The organism is Streptomyces sp. NPDC026377, assembly GCF_055567715.1.
This window is the reverse complement of record NZ_JBVHPV010000003.1, coordinates 390616-406908: the sequence shown is the minus strand read 5'-3', so window position 1 is coordinate 406908 and position 16293 is coordinate 390616. Positions and strand designations below refer to the sequence as shown.

At 71.4% G+C, this 16293-nt stretch carries 17 protein-coding genes; all 17 read right to left on the bottom strand.

The features are described from left to right. Positions 1–124: 124 nt before the first annotated feature. Positions 125–739: a CE1759 family FMN reductase gene (locus ACZ4MU_RS09550; protein WP_467873154.1), complete on the bottom strand. Its 615-nt coding sequence runs from the start codon at positions 737–739 to the stop codon at positions 125–127. Continuing rightward, on the bottom strand, positions 736–1821 hold the full coding sequence (locus tag ACZ4MU_RS09545; RefSeq protein WP_467873153.1) for an LLM class flavin-dependent oxidoreductase: 1086 nt from the start codon (positions 1819–1821) through the stop codon (positions 736–738). The genes ACZ4MU_RS09550 and ACZ4MU_RS09545 overlap by 4 nt, the downstream gene beginning before the upstream one ends. Before the next feature lie 106 nt (positions 1822–1927). Then, a complete protein-coding gene (locus ACZ4MU_RS09540; protein ID WP_467873151.1) occupies positions 1928–2764 on the bottom strand; it encodes an alpha/beta fold hydrolase in 837 nt (278 codons plus the stop codon). A gap of 134 nt (positions 2765–2898) precedes the next feature. Continuing rightward, positions 2899–5667 (bottom strand): helix-turn-helix transcriptional regulator, encoded by a 2769-nt coding sequence (locus tag ACZ4MU_RS09535; protein ID WP_467873149.1) that lies wholly within the window; start codon positions 5665–5667, stop codon positions 2899–2901. Further along, positions 5664–6542, bottom strand: coding sequence for a carbohydrate ABC transporter permease (locus ACZ4MU_RS09530; RefSeq protein ID WP_467873147.1), 879 nt, complete (start codon positions 6540–6542; stop codon positions 5664–5666). Before ACZ4MU_RS09530 ends, ACZ4MU_RS09535 begins: the two co-directional genes overlap by 4 nt. 5 nt (positions 6543–6547) lie before the next feature. Beyond that, positions 6548–7513, bottom strand: a complete 966-nt coding sequence (locus ACZ4MU_RS09525; protein WP_467873145.1) for a carbohydrate ABC transporter permease — start codon at positions 7511–7513, stop codon at positions 6548–6550. After that, complete coding sequence (locus ACZ4MU_RS09520) at positions 7513–8844, bottom strand: ABC transporter substrate-binding protein (protein ID WP_467873142.1); 1332 nt, start codon at positions 8842–8844, stop codon at positions 7513–7515. The genes ACZ4MU_RS09525 and ACZ4MU_RS09520 overlap by 1 nt, the downstream gene beginning before the upstream one ends. 83 nt (positions 8845–8927) lie before the next feature. Then, positions 8928–9671 (bottom strand): alpha/beta fold hydrolase, encoded by a 744-nt coding sequence (locus ACZ4MU_RS09515; RefSeq protein WP_467873140.1) that lies wholly within the window; start codon positions 9669–9671, stop codon positions 8928–8930. 40 nt (positions 9672–9711) lie between these two features. Next, complete coding sequence (locus tag ACZ4MU_RS09510) at positions 9712–10026, bottom strand: GNAT family N-acetyltransferase (protein WP_467873137.1); 315 nt, start codon at positions 10024–10026, stop codon at positions 9712–9714. 44 nt (positions 10027–10070) lie between these two features. Then, the gene (locus tag ACZ4MU_RS09505) at positions 10071–10808 is read right to left on the bottom strand and encodes a GPR1/FUN34/YaaH family transporter (RefSeq protein ID WP_467873135.1); all 738 of its coding nucleotides are present in this window, start codon (positions 10806–10808) and stop codon (positions 10071–10073) included. Positions 10809–10824: 16 nt separating this feature from the next. Continuing rightward, on the bottom strand, positions 10825–12711 hold the full coding sequence (locus tag ACZ4MU_RS09500; protein ID WP_467873132.1) for an amidohydrolase: 1887 nt from the start codon (positions 12709–12711) through the stop codon (positions 10825–10827). Then, on the bottom strand, positions 12708–13661 hold the full coding sequence (locus tag ACZ4MU_RS09495; RefSeq protein ID WP_467873129.1) for an alpha/beta hydrolase: 954 nt from the start codon (positions 13659–13661) through the stop codon (positions 12708–12710). Before ACZ4MU_RS09495 ends, ACZ4MU_RS09500 begins: the two co-directional genes overlap by 4 nt. A gap of 163 nt (positions 13662–13824) precedes the next feature. Further along, entirely contained in the window at positions 13825–14403 is a 579-nt protein-coding gene (locus ACZ4MU_RS09490) for a Dps family protein (RefSeq protein WP_467873127.1), read from the bottom strand. A 104-nt stretch (positions 14404–14507) separates the two neighbouring features. Then, complete coding sequence (locus ACZ4MU_RS09485) at positions 14508–15029, bottom strand: DoxX family protein (RefSeq protein ID WP_467873124.1); 522 nt, start codon at positions 15027–15029, stop codon at positions 14508–14510. Between the two features lie 5 nt (positions 15030–15034). Further along, positions 15035–15697: a hydrolase gene (locus tag ACZ4MU_RS09480; RefSeq protein WP_467873121.1), complete on the bottom strand. Its 663-nt coding sequence runs from the start codon at positions 15695–15697 to the stop codon at positions 15035–15037. 165 nt (positions 15698–15862) lie between these two features. Next, positions 15863–16057: a hypothetical protein gene (locus tag ACZ4MU_RS09475; RefSeq protein WP_467873119.1), complete on the bottom strand. Its 195-nt coding sequence runs from the start codon at positions 16055–16057 to the stop codon at positions 15863–15865. An 83-nt stretch (positions 16058–16140) separates the two neighbouring features. Beyond that, on the bottom strand, positions 16141–16272 hold the full coding sequence (locus ACZ4MU_RS09470; RefSeq protein WP_358835152.1) for a hypothetical protein: 132 nt from the start codon (positions 16270–16272) through the stop codon (positions 16141–16143). Positions 16273–16293 lie beyond the last annotated feature (21 nt).

The window sequence follows — 16293 nt, the reverse complement described above, 5'->3', positions numbered from 1 at the left end:
GCCGGCCTGGGCCGCACGGAACGGGCTCGGTCCTCATGCGGTACGGCGGAACAGTATGAACCATATGAGCGGAACCGTACGAACCAAATGAACTGTTCCGCCGTCGTGCGGCCTGCGGCCCGTCTCAGTCGAAGCGCAGGTCGGCGAGTTGCCGTTCGAGGGCCGTGACGTCGTCCTCGGGCTCCTCCGCGACCGGGCGCGCCGCCATGAGCGCGGCGAGTTCGGCGGCCGCCCGGCGGATGCGGCCGGGCAGCCCGTCGGTGTACTCGTCCCCACCCGAGCCCCAGTCCTCGGACGCCGCGAACACGGCGGTGGGGACGGCGACCGCACGGAGATGGGCGAAGAGCGGACGCAAGGCGTGCTCCAGGACCAGCGAATGGCGGGCGGTACCGCCCGCCGCCGCGATCAGGACCGGCTTCCCGGTGATGCCATCCGGATCGATCACGTCGAAGAAGGACTTGAACAGACCACTGTAGGAAGCCGCGAACACGGGAGTCACGACGATCAAACCGTCGGCCGCCGTCACCGCCTCGATCGCGGCGCTCAACCGTGGCGGCGGGAATCCCGTCACGAGGTGGTTGGCGATGTCCCCGGCCAGTTCGCGCAGCTCCACCACGACGGTGGACGCCGTCTGCCCCCGGGCGGCCAGTTCGTCGCGGGCCGACTCGGCCAGCCGGTCGGCGAGCAGCCGGGTGGAAGAGGGGGTGCTCAGCCCCGCGGAGACGACGGTCAGCTTCACGCGGCGGACACCTCTCGGACGGCTCGCAGGGACGCGTGCGTGGGAGCCTGCGGCACGTCGGCCGGACGCCCCTTCGCGAATTCCCTCCGCAGCACGGGCACGACCTCTTCGCCGAGGAGGTCGAGCTGTTCCAGGACGGTCTTCAGGGGCAGGCCCGCGTGGTCCATCAGGAACAGCTGACGCTGATAGTCGCCGACCGACTCCCGGAACGACAGAGTCCGCTCGATGACCTGCTGGGGAGAGCCCACGGTCAGCGGGGTCTGCTCGGTGAACTCCTCGAGCGACGGGCCGTGGCCGTACACCGGCGCGTTGTCGAAGTAGGGACGGAATTCCCGTATGGCGTCCTGGGAGTTCTTGCGCATGAAGACCTGCCCTCCCAGGCCGACGACGGCATCCTCCGGCCGGCCGTGACCGTGATGCGCGAACCGGCGCCGGTACAACTGCACCATGCGCCGGGTGTGGTCGGCCGGCCAGAAGATGTTGTTGTGGAAGAAGCCGTCGCCGTAGAAGGCGGCCTGCTCCGCGATCTCGGGGGATCTGATGGATCCGTGCCAGACGAAGGGCGGGACGCCGTCCAGGGGCCGCGGTGTCGAAGTGAAGGCCTGGAGCGGCGTACGGAACGTGCCCTCCCAGTCCACGACGTCCTCGCGCCACAGCCGGCGCAGCAGTGCGTAGTTCTCCTTGGCGAGGTTGATGCCCTGGCGGATGTCCTGGCCGAACCATGGGTACACCGGGCCGGTGTTGCCGCGCCCCAGCATGAGGTCGACCCGGCCGTCGGCCAGGTGCTGGAGCATCGCGAAGTCCTCGGCGATCTTCACCGGGTCGTTGGTGGTGATCAGCGTCGTGGACGTGGACAGGATCAGTTTCTCGGTGCGGGCCGCGATGTGGCCGAGCAGGGTGGTCGGCGACGACGGCACGAACGGCGGGTTGTGGTGCTCGCCGGTGGCGAAGACGTCGAGGCCGACCTCCTCGGCCTTGAGCGCGATGGCGACCATCGCCTTGATGCGCTCGTTTTCGGTCGGCGTGCGACCGTCGGTGGGGTCGGGGGTGAGGTCCCCGACGGTGAAGATGCCGAACTGCATGGGGTGTCTGCTCTCCTGAGCTCATCCGGTTCCCGCGCCGGGAACCGGGGGGCGGGGGTGACGCCGGGGAGCTCCGGTGTCACCCCGGCAGGTCAACGGTGCGGCGTCACTTCGCCAGGAAGGCGAGGAGGGCCGTGTTGACCTCCTCGGCGTGGGTCCACAGCAGACCGTGCGGGGCACCCTCGATCTCGACGTAGTCGGCCGACACAAGCGCCTTGTGGAAGAGGCGCGCGGTGCCTTCGGCCGGCAGGATGCGGTCGGCGGTGCCGTGCAGGATCAGGGCCGGGACGTCGACGGCGGGGATGTCGGCGCGGAAGTCGGTGTACCAGGTCGCCGGCGCGGCGGACGCGGCGAAGGAGCCGCCGCGGGCCGCGGTGTTCCAGCTGTTGCGGACGGCCTCCTCGCTGATGCGGGTGCCCAGGTTCTCGTCGAGGTTGTAGAAGTCGTTGAAGAAGGCCGTGTAATAGGCGTAGCGGTCGGCCTTGACCGCGGCGACGACGCCGTCGAAGAACTCCTGCGGGGCGACGCCCTGCGGGTTGTCGTCGCTCTTGAGCAGGCAGGGTTCCAGCGAGGCCAGGAAGGCGGCCTTGGCGACCCGGCCCGAGCCGTAGGCGGAGAGGTAGCGGGCGACCTCGCCGGTGCCCATGGAGAAGCCGACGAGGACGGCGTCGTGCAGGTCGAGGGTCTCCATCACGGTGTTCAGATCGGCGGCGAAGGTGTCGTAGTCGTATCCGGTGGTCGGCTGCGAGGACTGCCCGAAGCCTCGGCGGTCGTAGGTGATCACGCGGTAGCCGGCGTCGAGCAGGGCCGCGCTCTGGCGCTCCCAGGAGTGGCCGTCGAGCGGGAAGCCGTGGATGAGGACGACCGGCTGCCCAGCTCCCTGGTCTTCGAAGTACAGCTCGACGGGGTTGGTGTTCTCCTGGCCCACGGTGATGTACGGCATGGGGGCGGTTCCTCGATTCGGGTCGACTGGTCCGCGCGTCGAAGCGGCGTGGTATGCCCGTCACGCTAGGGCCGGCCCCGCACCCGCTGTTGTCCTCCCGCGCACCACACCTTGCACGGGGGCGCAGAGGTTGCTCAGCCGCCGGTGGCTGTCGCGGTGTGGTCTTCCGCGAGGACGATCCGGGCCAGGTGGACCCTGGAGCGCACCGCGAGCTTGCGGTAGATCGACGTCAGATGGGTGTTGACCGTGTGCGGGGAGACGACGAGAGTCTGCGCGGCCGACCGGTTGGTGTGACCCTCGGCGATCAGCCGGGCCACCTTGCGTTCCGAGGCCGTGAGTGCCTCCCAGCCCTGGTCGGCGCGGGGCCGCAGGCGTCCGGTGCGCCGGCCCGGGCGGTTTGTGGCCCGTTCCAGATCGGCCCGCACCCGGTCGGCCTCGGCGTCGGCCCCCGCCTGGGTGTACAGGTCGTACGCCCTGGTCAGAGCAGGTGTCGCAGTGGCGTCGCCCACGGTCAGCAACGCGCGCCCGAGGTCGGCGGACGCGGCGGCGAGGGGCAGGGGCCGGGGGCCGGTGAGGAGGATGCGGACCGCACGCTCCAGGAGTTGGTGGTCGTCCCTCACCAGGGCGGCCGCGTGGGCGGCGGTCCCCCGGGCGGTCGGTACGGCGGGGTTGCGGGCGGCATGTTCGCCGGCCTGGGCCGCGAGATCCTCGGCCAGTTGCCGGTCCCCGCCGTTCAGGGCGATGCGCACTGCCCGGGCGACATGAGGGCGCAGGAGCCGCCACCGCAGGAAGGGGTGGTCCCGTTGCACGGAGCGGATCCGTTCGGCCGCGGCCGCGTGGTCGCCGTCGGTGTCGGCGATGACGGCCTCGAAGTACTGGTGCGCGGCGTGGTTGCCCGTGTTCGGCCGGTCGGCCAGGGTCGCTCTCACGACATCCAGGTGTTCGCGGGCGGCGTCGCGGTCACCACGCAGCAACGCGAGGAGACCGCGGTTGACACGGATGTTGACCAGGTTGCCGGGCACGTGAAGGTCCGCTTCGAGCCGCTCGGCGGTGACGAAGCCGGCGTCGGCGTCGTCGAGCCTGCCCTGTCCCATGTTCAGGTTCGCCTGGGCCCAGATCAGCATCGCGGGGCGCAAGGGAGCGTCACCGGCCGTCCGGAGCAGCCGGGCTACGGTGGCGAAGTCGTCCAGGTGGATCCGTGCGACGGCCTCCTCGGGAAGGAAGGCCGTGTCGAACACGCTCAGCGCCGTGTGGTGTTCGACGGCGGCGGCGCAGTCGCCCGCGTTGAGGGCGGTCTCGCCGAGACCCCACAGCGCGAGGACACGGGCCTCGCGGTCACCGGCGCGCTCCGCCTCGGCGAGCGCCTGTTCACCGCTCTCGCGAGCGGACCCCAGGTCGCGGCCGCGGGAGCGGGCCAGGGCCTGCCGGGCGGTGAGCCGGGCCCGGGTGGCCGGGTCGGTGACGGCTGCCAGCGCCGCCGTCGAGCGGCGGGTCAGCTCGTGGATGTCGTCGAGGTGCCACAGCGCGTCGCCCAGTGCGCACTGCAGACGGGCGAAGACGTCCAGGGACGGCTGCCGGGCCAGCAGCGCGTCGCCGGTCTCCCGTGCCTGCGTGTACCGGCCCGCCCGGGTCAGCGCGACGATGGCCCGCTCGCCCACGTCGAACAGCACGGGCGCACGGGGCGGCACGAGTTCCAGGGCCCGCAGCGACAGGTCGGCGGCGAGGTCGGGCATGACGGCGATCACGTCCGTGGCGGCCGCGCCGAGCAGTCCGATCGCCTCCATGTCACCGGGGTCGGCGCTCTTCAGCAGATGGGGGACCGCGTCGACGGAGCTCCGCCCGGCCGCGACGAGCCGGCGTGCGGCCTCCCGGTGCAGCGCCCGGCGTACGGAGGGGGCGAGGTCGGCGTACACGGCCTCCCGAAGCAGGTCGTGGCGGAACAGGAGGCGCTCGCCGTCGTCGTGCAGGAGGGCCGCGGCGATCGCCTCGTCCACCGCGGCGCTGAGTGTGGAGGCGGGCCGGGCACACAGGGCGGCGGCGTCCGCGAGCGAGAACGCGCGGCCCAGAACCGAGCCGATCCGCAGGAAGTGCAGGGTGTCCGGCCGCAGATCGGCCAGTCGGCCGCGCACGCCCAGGACCAGCCGCTCGGGCACGTCTGGCCCGTCCCCGCCCGGCGCCGCGATGCCCGAGAGCATCTCGGTCGCGAGGAAGGGGTTGCCGCCCGCCCCGCCGAGGAGTTCCGCGACCCGCGCCGGCACTCGCGCGCCCAGGACGTCGTGTGCCAGCTCGGCCAGGGCCGCATCGGACAGCGGACGCAGGGCAAGGGTCGTCGCCCGCGGCCACGGCCCGTACAGCTGCGGGTCCTGCCTGCCCGTGAGCAGCCACAGGACCGGGGAGGCACACAGCCGTGCCGGCAGGAGGCCCAGGGCGAACCGGCTCAGCGGATCGGCCCATTGGACGTCGTCGACCGCGATCAGTACGGGCGTGCCCGCCGCGCGCTCCTCGATCAGCTGGGCCAGCCGTTCGACGAGCCAGATGCGCTGGTCGTGGTGGACGGCGAGGTCGGCGAAGTCCTCACGGGCCAGCAGCGGCGTCTCGCCATGCAGCAGGCCCGAAGCCAGTGAGGCCAGCGGTGCCAGTTCGTGCAGCTCCTCGGCGCGTCCATGGCTGACGACGAAACCGTGGGCCCGGGCGAGCAAGACCGCTTCCCGCAGCAGTACGGTCTTGCCGATGCCGGGCTCGCCCAACAGGAGCGCGACCGCTCCTGCCCCGCCGCGGCGCACCGCCTCGACCAGGGCGCGCAGCTGTTCCAGCTCGGCTTCGCGGCCCCGCAGCCCGGGCCGGCTGACCCCCGCGCTCGCCGGCGCCGCCACGCGTGGCGCCTCGGCCCGGTCGGCGCTCATCCCTTGACCGATCCGGCGAGCAGTCCCCGTGCGAAGTGCCGCCGCAGGGCGAAGAAGACAAGCAGCGGGACGAGCGCCGCCACGAAGGCTCCCGCGGTGAGCCGCTGCCATTCGTTGCCGTACGTCCCGGCCAGGCTCGCCACTCTGACCGTCATCGGCGCGGTCTCGGCCGTTCCGCCCGACAGGGTCAGTGCCACCAGGAGGTCGTTCCACACCCAGATGAACTGGATGAGGGCGAAGGTCGCCAGGGCCGGGCGGCTCAGCGGCAGCACGATCCGCAGCAGCAGCGTCGCGTGCGACGCGCCGTCGACACGGGCGGCCTCGATCAGCTCCCGGGGCAGTCCGGCAAGGAAGTTGTGCAGGAGGAACACCGCGAACGGCAGCGCGAAGGCCGTGTGGGCGAACCAGACCTGGGCAAAACGCGCGGGACCGGTGAGGTGCCACGCGGGCAGGAACAGCCAGCCCCGGGAGAAGAGCTTCAGGAGAGGGACGAGCGCCATCTGGAGCGGCACGGCCTGGAGCGCGAAGATGCCGATGACGAGCGCGTCGCGCCCCCTGAAGTCGATCCAGGCCAGGGCGTAGGCCGCGAAGAAGGCCACCACGAGCGGGAACAGCACCGAGGGGAGGGCGATGACGACGGAGTTGACGAAGTACTCCGCGAGGCGCCCCGACCCGTTCCCGCCGCCGGACAGCACCTCGCCGTAATTGTCGAGCGTGAGGTGCGGCGCACCGAACACGGTCCACCAGCCCGTCGTCTTGATCTCCTGCTCGGGGCGGAACGAGGAGAGCAGGAGAGCGAGGGCCGGGGTCGTCCACAGGACCGCGATCACCACGGCGAGCAGCGTGAAGGCGCGGGAGGCCAGACGCTCCCGCACTCCCCTCACCCCGTCCTCCGCCGCGCCCGGACCTGGTAGGCGACGAAGGGGGTGACGAGGACGAAGAGGAGAACGGCAAGCGCCGCGCCGTGGCCCGTTTCGCCGTAGCGGAAGGCCTGCTCGTACATGTCGTGGGCGATGACGTCCGTGTCGAACTGCCCGCCGGTCATGGTCTTGACGATGTCGAAGGCCTTGAAGGCGCCGATCGCCTGGGCGAGGACCACGACGGTCAGCGTGGGTCTGATCGAGGGCACGGTGATCCGCCAGAAGATCTGCCGGGCGCGGGCACCGTCGAGCCGGGCCGCCTCGATCAGCTCAGCGGGAACGGCCCTGATCGCGCCGGCCAGCAGGACGGCCGCGAAGCCCGCCTGTGTCCACACCATCACCACGATGAGGAACAGGACGTTCCAGGGTGGGTCGGCGAGCCATTGGCACGGTTCGCCGCCGAACGCGACGACGAGTTCGTTGAGCAGCCCGATCTGCCCGGCTCGCGTGGGGCGGTAGGCGTAGACGAACTTCCAGACGACACCCGCGCCGACGAAGGAGATCGCCATCGGCGCCAGGAGGAGGGACAGCGCGAACGCTTCGAACCGCGACCGCACGACCGCCGCCGCGTACAGGAGACCGACCGCGGTCGCCGTCAGCGGCACGAGCACCACCCACGCCACCGTGTTGCGCAGCGCCACCAGTGCCCGGGGGTCGGTGAGCAGCCACCGGTAGTTGTCCCACCCGGCCCACGCCTCTCCCCCACGGTCGGTGAACGACAGCATCAGGGTGCGCAGAGCGGGCAGTAGCAGACCGGCCATGAGCAGCAGCAGCGCGGGGGTCAGCAGGATCAGGGCCGCGGACCTCCCGCGTACCGGCCCCCGGTGCAGCGCCAGCAGGATCAGGCAGACCACCGCCGCGAAGGCGGCGATGCCCTGGAGCAGGTACAGCAGCTTGGGTTGCTGGGCGACGGAGTCGAACGACATCAGCGGCTCGGCCAGGACCGTTCGATGGAGTCGGCGACCTGCCGGGTGGGTGCGCCGCCGATCCAGTCGACGGCCCCCTTCCAGAACGTCCCGGCGCCGACCGACGCAGGCATCAGGTCCGAACCGTCGAACCTGAACTGTGTCCTGGGGTCCTGGAGCAGCTGGATCGACAGCCTGTCGACCGGGGTCGCGGCGTTCGCGGGATCCACGCCTCTGTTCGCCGAGACGAAGGGGCCCTTCTTCATGCGGGCGTTCGCGAAGTCAGCGGAGGCCAGATACTCCTGGAACGCCCGCACTTCGGGGCGGTCGGCGAACGCCGCGGTGAACACACCGCCGCCCAGTACGGGGTGGGCGACCGGCTCGGCCCCGGGCAGGAGGAAGGCGTAGACGTCCTTGTCCGGACCGATCGTCGTTCCCTTCGGCCACAGATCGGCGTAGAAGGAGGCCTGATGGTGCATCGCGCAGTCGCCGGAGAGAATCGGTGTGCCGGCTTCCTGGTAGGAGATCGATGCCATCGACCGGGCCGGGCCGAAACCGCCGTTGGCGTAGCGGTCGTTCTTGAGGAGGGATCCCACGGTGTCCATGGCCCGGATCACGCGCGGGTCGTTGAAGGGGATCTTGTGGGCGACCCACTGGTCGTAGACGTCTGTGCCCTGCTGGCGCAGCAGGACATCCTCGATCCAGTCCGTCACGGGCCAGCCGGTCGCCTCGGCGGACTCCACTCCCGCGCACCACGGCTTGACACCCGACGCCGCTGCCTTCTCCGTCACCGCCATCAGCTCGGACCACGTGCGGGGAACGCTCAGTCCCCTGTCACGGAAGAACTTCGGGGAGTACCAGACGAACGACTTCACATTCGCGACCAGCGGCGTGCCGTAGAGGGTGCCGTCCACGGTCGCGTACCCGGTCCAGTCAGCCGACCAGCCCTGCTTCGCGAGGGCCACGACACCGGCGCTCGCGGGCTTGAGTCTGCCCGCCCGCGCGAAGCGTTCCAGGAGGCCGGGCTGAGGGAAGAACGCCATGTCGGGCTCGTTTCCGGCGTCGACCCGAAGCTGGATCTGGGTCTCGAACTCTCCGTCGCCCTCGTACCGGACGGCGATCCCCGTGCAGTGCGTGAAGTCCGCCCACGTCTCTTCGAACAGGTCGGCCTCGCGGTCCCGGTTCTCCGCGTAGACGGTGACCTTGGTGGCGGGGTGCTTGCCGTATCGGGCGTACGGGGCGCAGTCCGCGGTGGGGTGTGACCGCGAAGCGCTGTCCTGGGGAACAGCGCAGGCGGCGGCAAGGGCGGCAACGGCGATGACGGCGAGCGCGGTCCTCGCGCCGAACCTCATGGGTGGTTCTCCTCCGATCGCCCGCCGAGGCTCTCGGGGGCGATCAGAAGTTACCAGCGCTCGAACAATATCGACTAATCGTTCTAGTCGGCCTGATCGTGCCCGTGGGCGGTGGACCGGATGGCGTCCTGGATCAGCTCCACCACGGCCTCGGGCCGGGCCAGCATGACCAGGTGGGAGGAGTCGACTTCCACGGTGGTCATGCCGGCGCGCTCGTAGCCGTAGCGCTCCACATCGGGGTTGATCGTGCGGTCGCGGGAGGCCACCAAGCCCCACGAGGGCTTGGTCTTCCACGCGGCGACCGGCGCCGCCTCGGTGAAGGCGCGTGCGGCCAAGGGGCGCTGGGAGACGGCGAGCACCGCGGCGAGGCCGGGCTCGACGTCCGCGGCGAACAGGGCGGGGAACCGGTCGACCGCCACCGAGACGTCTGTGCCCGTCTCCGCGGTGCCGGCCACGGGGAAGGGGGTGTGGACGAGCGCGTCGGCGAGTCCGGAGTCGGGGAAGCGGCCCTGCAGTTCGCCCAGGCTCTCGCCCTCCTCCAGTGCGTATCCCGCCACGTACACCAGGGCGCGGACATTGTCCTGCGTCCCGGCGAGGGTGATGACGGCGCCGCCGTAGGAGTGCCCCACCAGGATCACGGGGCCGTCGATGGCACGGACCACCGAGGCGATGTACGCGGCGTCCTCGACGAGGCCGCGGTTGGGCACCGCCGGGGCCACCACCTCCACGTCGGCGGCGATCAGGTCGGGGATGACGCGGGCGAAGCTGGAGGCGTCGGCGAAGGCGCCGTGGACCAGGACGACGGTGGGGCGGGCGGGTCGGGACATGCGGGAACTCCTCTGGGTGGGGAAGGGGTGGTGTGGTGTGTCACAGACCGAAGCGGGCACGGCGTTCCTCGGGCACGAGGTCTGCGTAGTCGGGATGCTTGGCGATCCAGGCCCGGATGAAGGGGCAGTACGGCAGGACGCGCAGCCCGCGGGCCCGGGCGCCGTCCAGGGCCCCGCGGGCGAGCAGGCCGCCCAGGCCCCGGCCGGCGAACCGGCTGTCGATCTCGGTATGGATGAAGGCGATCTCGCCCTCCGAGAGGTGGTACTCGGCGAAGCCCGCACTCTCGGTGCCGTCGTCGCCGGCGAGGATCTCGTACCGGGACCTCTGGGGCCGGTCCGTCACCTGCGGTTCCATGGGTGCTCCTGTGCGGTCGCGGTGTGCGGTGGCGGTGGGTGCGGTCACAGCGTGCGGCGCACGCCCGCCTGGCGTTCGAGGTTGCGCAGCTGGACGCCCAGGTCGCCTTCGACGGCGAGGTGGGCGGGGCCGCTGCGGCCGATGGGCAGGACCTGCTCGCTGCGCATGTCCTCGAGCATCAGGGCGAAGGCCGTGTACATCGCGACGAGCGCCACCACGAGGCCCAGCGCACCCGATGTGCGGGTCAGCCACTCGGCGCCCGTGATGCCCGCGAGGCCGGTGGCCGCCCAGCGGGGCAGGGAGGCCGCGAGGACGAACCACAGCGCGCGCTTGGGCCGGGTCACGGCGGTCATCAGCGCCCCGAAGCACAGGAGCGCCAGGTTGAACACGCCCAGGACCTGAAGGCCGTCGTCCGCGCCGGTGAGCATGACGAGGGAGTAGGGCAGCCAGCTGCCGGCGAACACCGCCATCAGCGTCGCCGCGATGACGTCACGGGCGCCGAAGGCCAGGACGCTCACCAGGAGTTGGAGGACGAAGGCCGGCAGGACGGTGTAGGCGACGGCGGGGCGGGCCGCCTCGTCGAAGAACCCGAGCTGGAGACAGCCCGTCATCACGGACGCGATGGCGATCGTGAAGAAGCCGAGCGGCATGGGTGAGGCGATGGGGCGCAGGGTGATCCGGGTCATCGACCGGAGGTCCGGCTCGAAACGGCGCCCGGGGAGAACGTCCGGCGGGGGCGCCGGGGTGTCGCCGTCGCCGGCGGCGGGGGTGGCTGCGGTCATCGGGTGGAGCTCTCTTTCAGTGATCGAAGCAGGGGTCGGCGAAGGACGGCGTCGCCCGGGGAACGGAGCCGCGCGCGACGCGCCACCGGCGGTGCTGCTCGGACTCGGCAACGGCCTCGGCCACGGCCGATGCCTGGAGGGCACCGCTCTGGTAGCCGCCGAAGTGGGCCACCGGGCTCCACTGCGGGCTGACCGGCGGGACGGCCTCGTCGAGTCCCTCGTACTCCGCGGTCGCCCAGACGATCCGGCCGCCGACGACGGTGAGCACCGACTCGATGTCGGGGATGACGTCCTCGGGCACCGTGAGGTAGTCGTCGGACAGGATCGCGAGGTCGCCGTAGCAGCCCTGCCGCAGGGTTCCCTTGACGTCCTGCTCGCCGGTGAGCCGCGCTCCCCCACGGGTGTACAGACCGAGGGCGGTCTCCCGGTCGAGCAGGTTCGCGGCCGGGTAGAGCGCGGTGCCGCCGACGGTACGCCCGGTCACGAGCCAGTGGAGTGCCACCCACGGGTTGTACGAGGAGACGCGGGTGGCATCGGTTCCGGCGGCGACGGTCAGGCCCCGGTCGAGCATGGCCCGGACGGGCGGGGTGTGGGCGGCGGCCTCGGCGCCGTAGCGGTCGAGGAACGCGGCGCCCTGGAAGGACATCCGGTTCTGGACCGAGACGGCCCCGCCGAGGGCGGCGATCCGGTCCAGGCTGTCGGTGGAGACGGTCTCGGCGTGGTCGAAGAGCCAGCGGTTGCCGCCGGGGAACAGCCCTTCGGCCGCGAGCCTCTCGAAGACAGCCAGGTCGCGGCGGATCGTCTCGTCGTACGTGGCGTGGAGCCGGAAGCCCCAGCCGTTCTCGAGCAACAGCCGGACCGCCTTCTCGAACTCGGCCTCGTACCCCTCCGCGAGCGCGGGACGGGGCTCGGAGAAGTTCTCGAAGTCGGCGGCCGCCCAGGTCAGGTTCTCGCCCGCGCCGTTGAGGCGGAGCCATTCGTCCCCGTCCCCGGGCTTGACCATCTCGGTCCAGCGCTTCAGGTCGGCGAGCTCCTGCCCGGCCGTCTGCGGAAAGAGGTGGTAGGCGATCCGCAGGGTCAGCTCCCCCGACCTGGCGAGGTCGACGACCGTGGCGTAGTTGTCGGGGAAGTTCTGGAACCCGCCGGCGGCGTCGACCGCGGACGTCAGGCCGAAGCGGTTCAGCTCACGAAGGAAGTGGCGCGTCGATGTCCGCTTGTCGGCCTCGTCGAGAGCCGGTGCCTTGGCCAGGGTCGAGTACAGGACCAGAGCGCTGGGAGCGGCGAGCAGGACGCCGTTGGGTTCGCCGTCCCGCCCCCGGACGATCTGCCCGCCACGGGGATCGGGGGTGTCGCGCGTGAATCCGGCTGCCCGCACCGCGGCCCGGTTCATCAGTGCCGCCTGGTACAGATGCAGGACGAAGACCGGGGTGTCGGGGGCGGCGGCGTTCAGCTCGGCGACGGTCGGCATCCTGCGCTCGGCGAACTGCTCGGCGGTCCAGCCGCCCACCACGCGGATCCACTGCCCTTTGGGGGTGCGGCCGGCCTGCTCGCGCAGCATCGCCAAGGCGTGCCGCAGGGTTCGTACGCCGTCCCAGCGCAGCTCCAGGACGTAGTTCAGGCCGCCCCTGATGACATGCAGGTGCGAGTCGTTCAGGCCGGGGACCACCCGGCGGCCGAGGGCGTCGACGACCCTCGTTCCCGGCCCGACGAGGTGGGCGAGGTCATGGTCGTCACCGAGGGCCGCGACCCGGCCGTCGCGGATGGCGACGGCACGAGCCTCGGGACGGTCCGGGTCACCAGTGAACACCTGGGCGTTGCGGACCAGGAGGTCGGCGTGCTCGGGTTGCCTCCGCGGGGCGGGGACAAGGCCCGCCACCGGCATGCTCGTCGACGGCCCGCTCATGCGAAGGCCTTGCGCAGGGTGGCGATGGCGAGAGCGATGGCGACTTCCGCGCCCTGCGTCTCGCGCAGGGCGTTCAGCATCACGAAGTCGTGGATGACACCGTGCACCCGCAGGGCGGTGACGGGGACGCCGGCGGCGCGGAGCTTCGCCGCGTACGCCTCGCCCTCGTCGCACAGGACGTCTGCTTCGGCGGTGATGACCAGGGCCGGTGGCAGGCCGGTGAGCTGGTCGAGGGAGGCGCGCAGCGGGGAGGCGGTGATCCGGGCGCGCTCGGCCTCGTCGCTCGTGTACTGGTCCCAGAACCATTTCATGGCCTCGCGGCGCAGGAAGTAGCCCTCGCCGAACCGGTGGTAGGAGTCGGTGTCGAAGCGCGCGTCCGTGACCGGGTAGAACAGGACCTGCTGGACGAGCGTGACATCGCCGCGCTGCTTGGCCATGAGGGTGAGGGCGGCGCTCATGTTGCCGCCGACCGAGTCGCCCGCGACGGCGATCCGCGTGCCGTCGAGGTCCTTGTGGTGCCCCTCGCGGGCGACCCACTGGGCGACGCTGTAGTTCTGCTCGATCGCGACGGGATAGCGCGCCTCGGGCGAGAGGTCGTACTCGGGGAACACCACGGCCGCCCGGCTGCCGACGGCGAGTTCGCGGACGAGCCGGTCGTGGGTGTGGGCGTTGCCGAAGACCCAGCCAGCGCCGTGGATGTAGAGGATGACGGGAAGGGGGCCGGCGGCGCCGCTCGGGCGCACGATCCGGGCACGGACGTCGCCGGAGGCGCCGCCCTGGACGGTGATCCACTCCTCATCGACAGCGGGCAGGGGGACACCCGCGCCGCTCTGGACGTCGTCCACGGCCTTGCGGCCCTCGGCGACGGGGATCTGGTAGAGGTAAGGCGGCTGGGCCGTGGCCTCGGCGAACGCCTGGGCTGCGGGTTCGAGGACCGGACGGTTCTTCATGAGGGGTTTCTCCTTCTGGGGACGGCCAAGAGGGGGCGGTCGGAGGCTCGACGGGTCGCCCGTGGGGCGTCGAGGCTCACGTCGGCGGTCGCCGTAGCGCCTTGCCCGGTACGCAGGCACGGAGCGCTCCCCGCCGACCACGACGACGTCGTACGTGTGTCCCTCAGCCCCGCGCCAAAGGCGTGTCCACGAGGTGCTCGGCCAGGAACCACACCTGCGCCTCGCCGGTACGGACGACATCCGAGACGAGGAGGTCGGCGCTGCCCTCGTCGCCCTCTTTGGAGAGCCGGGCGGCGGCGTCCCGGGAGTCGATCAGGATCCGCTCGTGCGCGTCGAGGAGCCGCGACAGCATGACGGGCACCGGCTCGACGCCGTCCGGCGGACGGGGGATCGCCGTCAGCTCCGCGACATGGCGAGGGTCCCCGACGGCGACGCCGCCCAGACTCTGGACCCGCTCGGCCAGCGCGTCCACGATGGCCAGTTGCGCCTCCGCATGCTTGTCCAGCATCAGGTGGAGCGAGTAGAAGGTCGCCCCGCGCATGAGCCAGTGGTGCTTCTTGTAGAGGGAGTAGAGGATCTGCGTGTCGGCCAGGACGCGGTTCAGCCGCTGGCAGCCGTACATGCGGGTGTCGTGGCCGAGACCGATCGGCAACTGCTTGAGCGTGCCGAACGCCTGGGTCTCGGCGCCCTTCTGATGCAGCAGCGGCTGACCGCCGCCGTGCGCGGGCGTGAGGGTGTCCATCGCGTGCTCCTGAGGAGAAAGAGGGTGGAAGGGCCCGGCCGCCCGGTCGGGGGTACGCGGGTGGCCGGACCCGGACTGAGCGGCCCGTGCTGAGCTCTCCGCGCTCAGTACCTGCCGGTGGCGGCGGCGTGCGGGGCCGCGGGGGCCTGCCGGTGCAGGACGAACCGGGTGAGGAGTCCGCTGCCAAGACCGGCGACGAGGGCGAGGGGGGCCCACCACAGCGGGTAGGGCGTGAGACCGAGGGCCGAGTCCAGGGACCAGGCGCCGGGGCCGGTGGCGGCGAGGGCGGTGGCGGTGCCGATGAGGACCAGCGGGTACTCGTATCCGTCGTTCTGCACCCAGAGCCCGTGGCGCCATTTCACGGTGAGCGCGACCGTCATGACCCCGGTGACGCCGGTCGCGGCGAGCGGAGTCAGCAGGCCGGCGGCGAGCAGCAGGCCCGAGCCGATCTGACCGCCGCCCGCCGCCAGGGCGGTGAGGGCACCGCCGCGGAAACCGTCGGCGCGGAACTCCTCGGTGCCGCCCGCCAGTCCCCTGCCGCCCAGGTGCGAGCTGACCTTCTGCACACCGTGGCCGGCGACGAGCAGCCCCACCAGCAGACGCAGGATCAGAATGCCGGTGTCCACCGGGGTCAGCCGGCCGCGTGCGCGCCGATGACACTCTGCGCGTACACGACGCCCAGGCCGTACGCACCGGCGTGGGCCTTGACGATCTCCATGACCGCGCCGTACGACTCCTGCCGCGCCCAGTCGCGCTGCAGCTCCAGAAGTACCTGGACCCAGGTCACGGGCACCGCACCGGCGGCGATCATCCGCTGCAGGGCGTGCTCGTGGGCGGCCGGGCTGACGCCGCCGGAGGCGTCGCTCACGACGTACACCTCATACCCCTGCTCCAGCGCCGAGAGCGCGGGCAGCACCAGGCAGACCTCGGTCCACAGACCCGACAGGATGATCTTCTTGCGCCCGGTCGCCTTGACGGCCGCAACGAGCGCCTCGTCCTCCCAGGCGTTCATGGAGGTCCGATCGATGACCTCGTGCTGGGGGAACACTTCGGCGAGCTGCGGCAGCAGGGGCCCGGAGAACGACTCGGCGGCGACCGTGGTCAGGACTGCCGGTACGTCAAAGGCCTGAGCGGCCTTGGCAAGGCCCACGGTGCTGTTGATGATCGCGGCACGGTCGCCGCTGCCGGTGCCGAAGAACATCTGCGGCTGGTGGTCGACGAAGAGCATGACCGCGTTGTCCGGCGTGAGCAGATCCGAACTGGGGGAAGCCTGAACGTTGTTGACATCAAACACGAGAGGTCCTTTCGCAACCATCGGTAGCGCGCCCGCCGCGCCCGCGGCTCGGCACTGCTTCAAGCTACGAGGGACCCGACCGGCCGTGTTGCCCTCCTGCGCCCAGGACATGGCACGACAGCGCACAACCGTTCAGGGGTGCGCCTTCACCGGCCGCGCACGTCCTCAGCCGATGACCCCGACCGCGTACAGCAGCCCCGCCACGGCGATCAGGGTGCCGATGAGGCGGAAGGCCACCACGTTGGACGCGGTGAAGGTTCGCTTCGCGCTCCGGGTGCCGCCGGTGGTGGCCAGACGGGGGGCGAACAGGGCGAAGACGAGCCCCAGGGCCAGCAGGAAGATTCCTACGAGTATGTGCATCGGCACACCGTTCCGGAGTCAGAAGGAGGGAGGAGGGTGAAGATGAGGGTGGGCGGCCCCTGACGGGACCGCCCACCCGGTGTTCAGCGGCGTTTGTTCCGCATGCGTACGGCCAGGAAGATCGCGACGAGTACCGCCACCGCCACGAAGGCGTAGGGGAACCAGGACGGGCCGTCCGGCCGGTTGCCCTGAGCCAGCGTCACCAGGTCGTTCATCGCGTCACTCTCCTGTTCAGA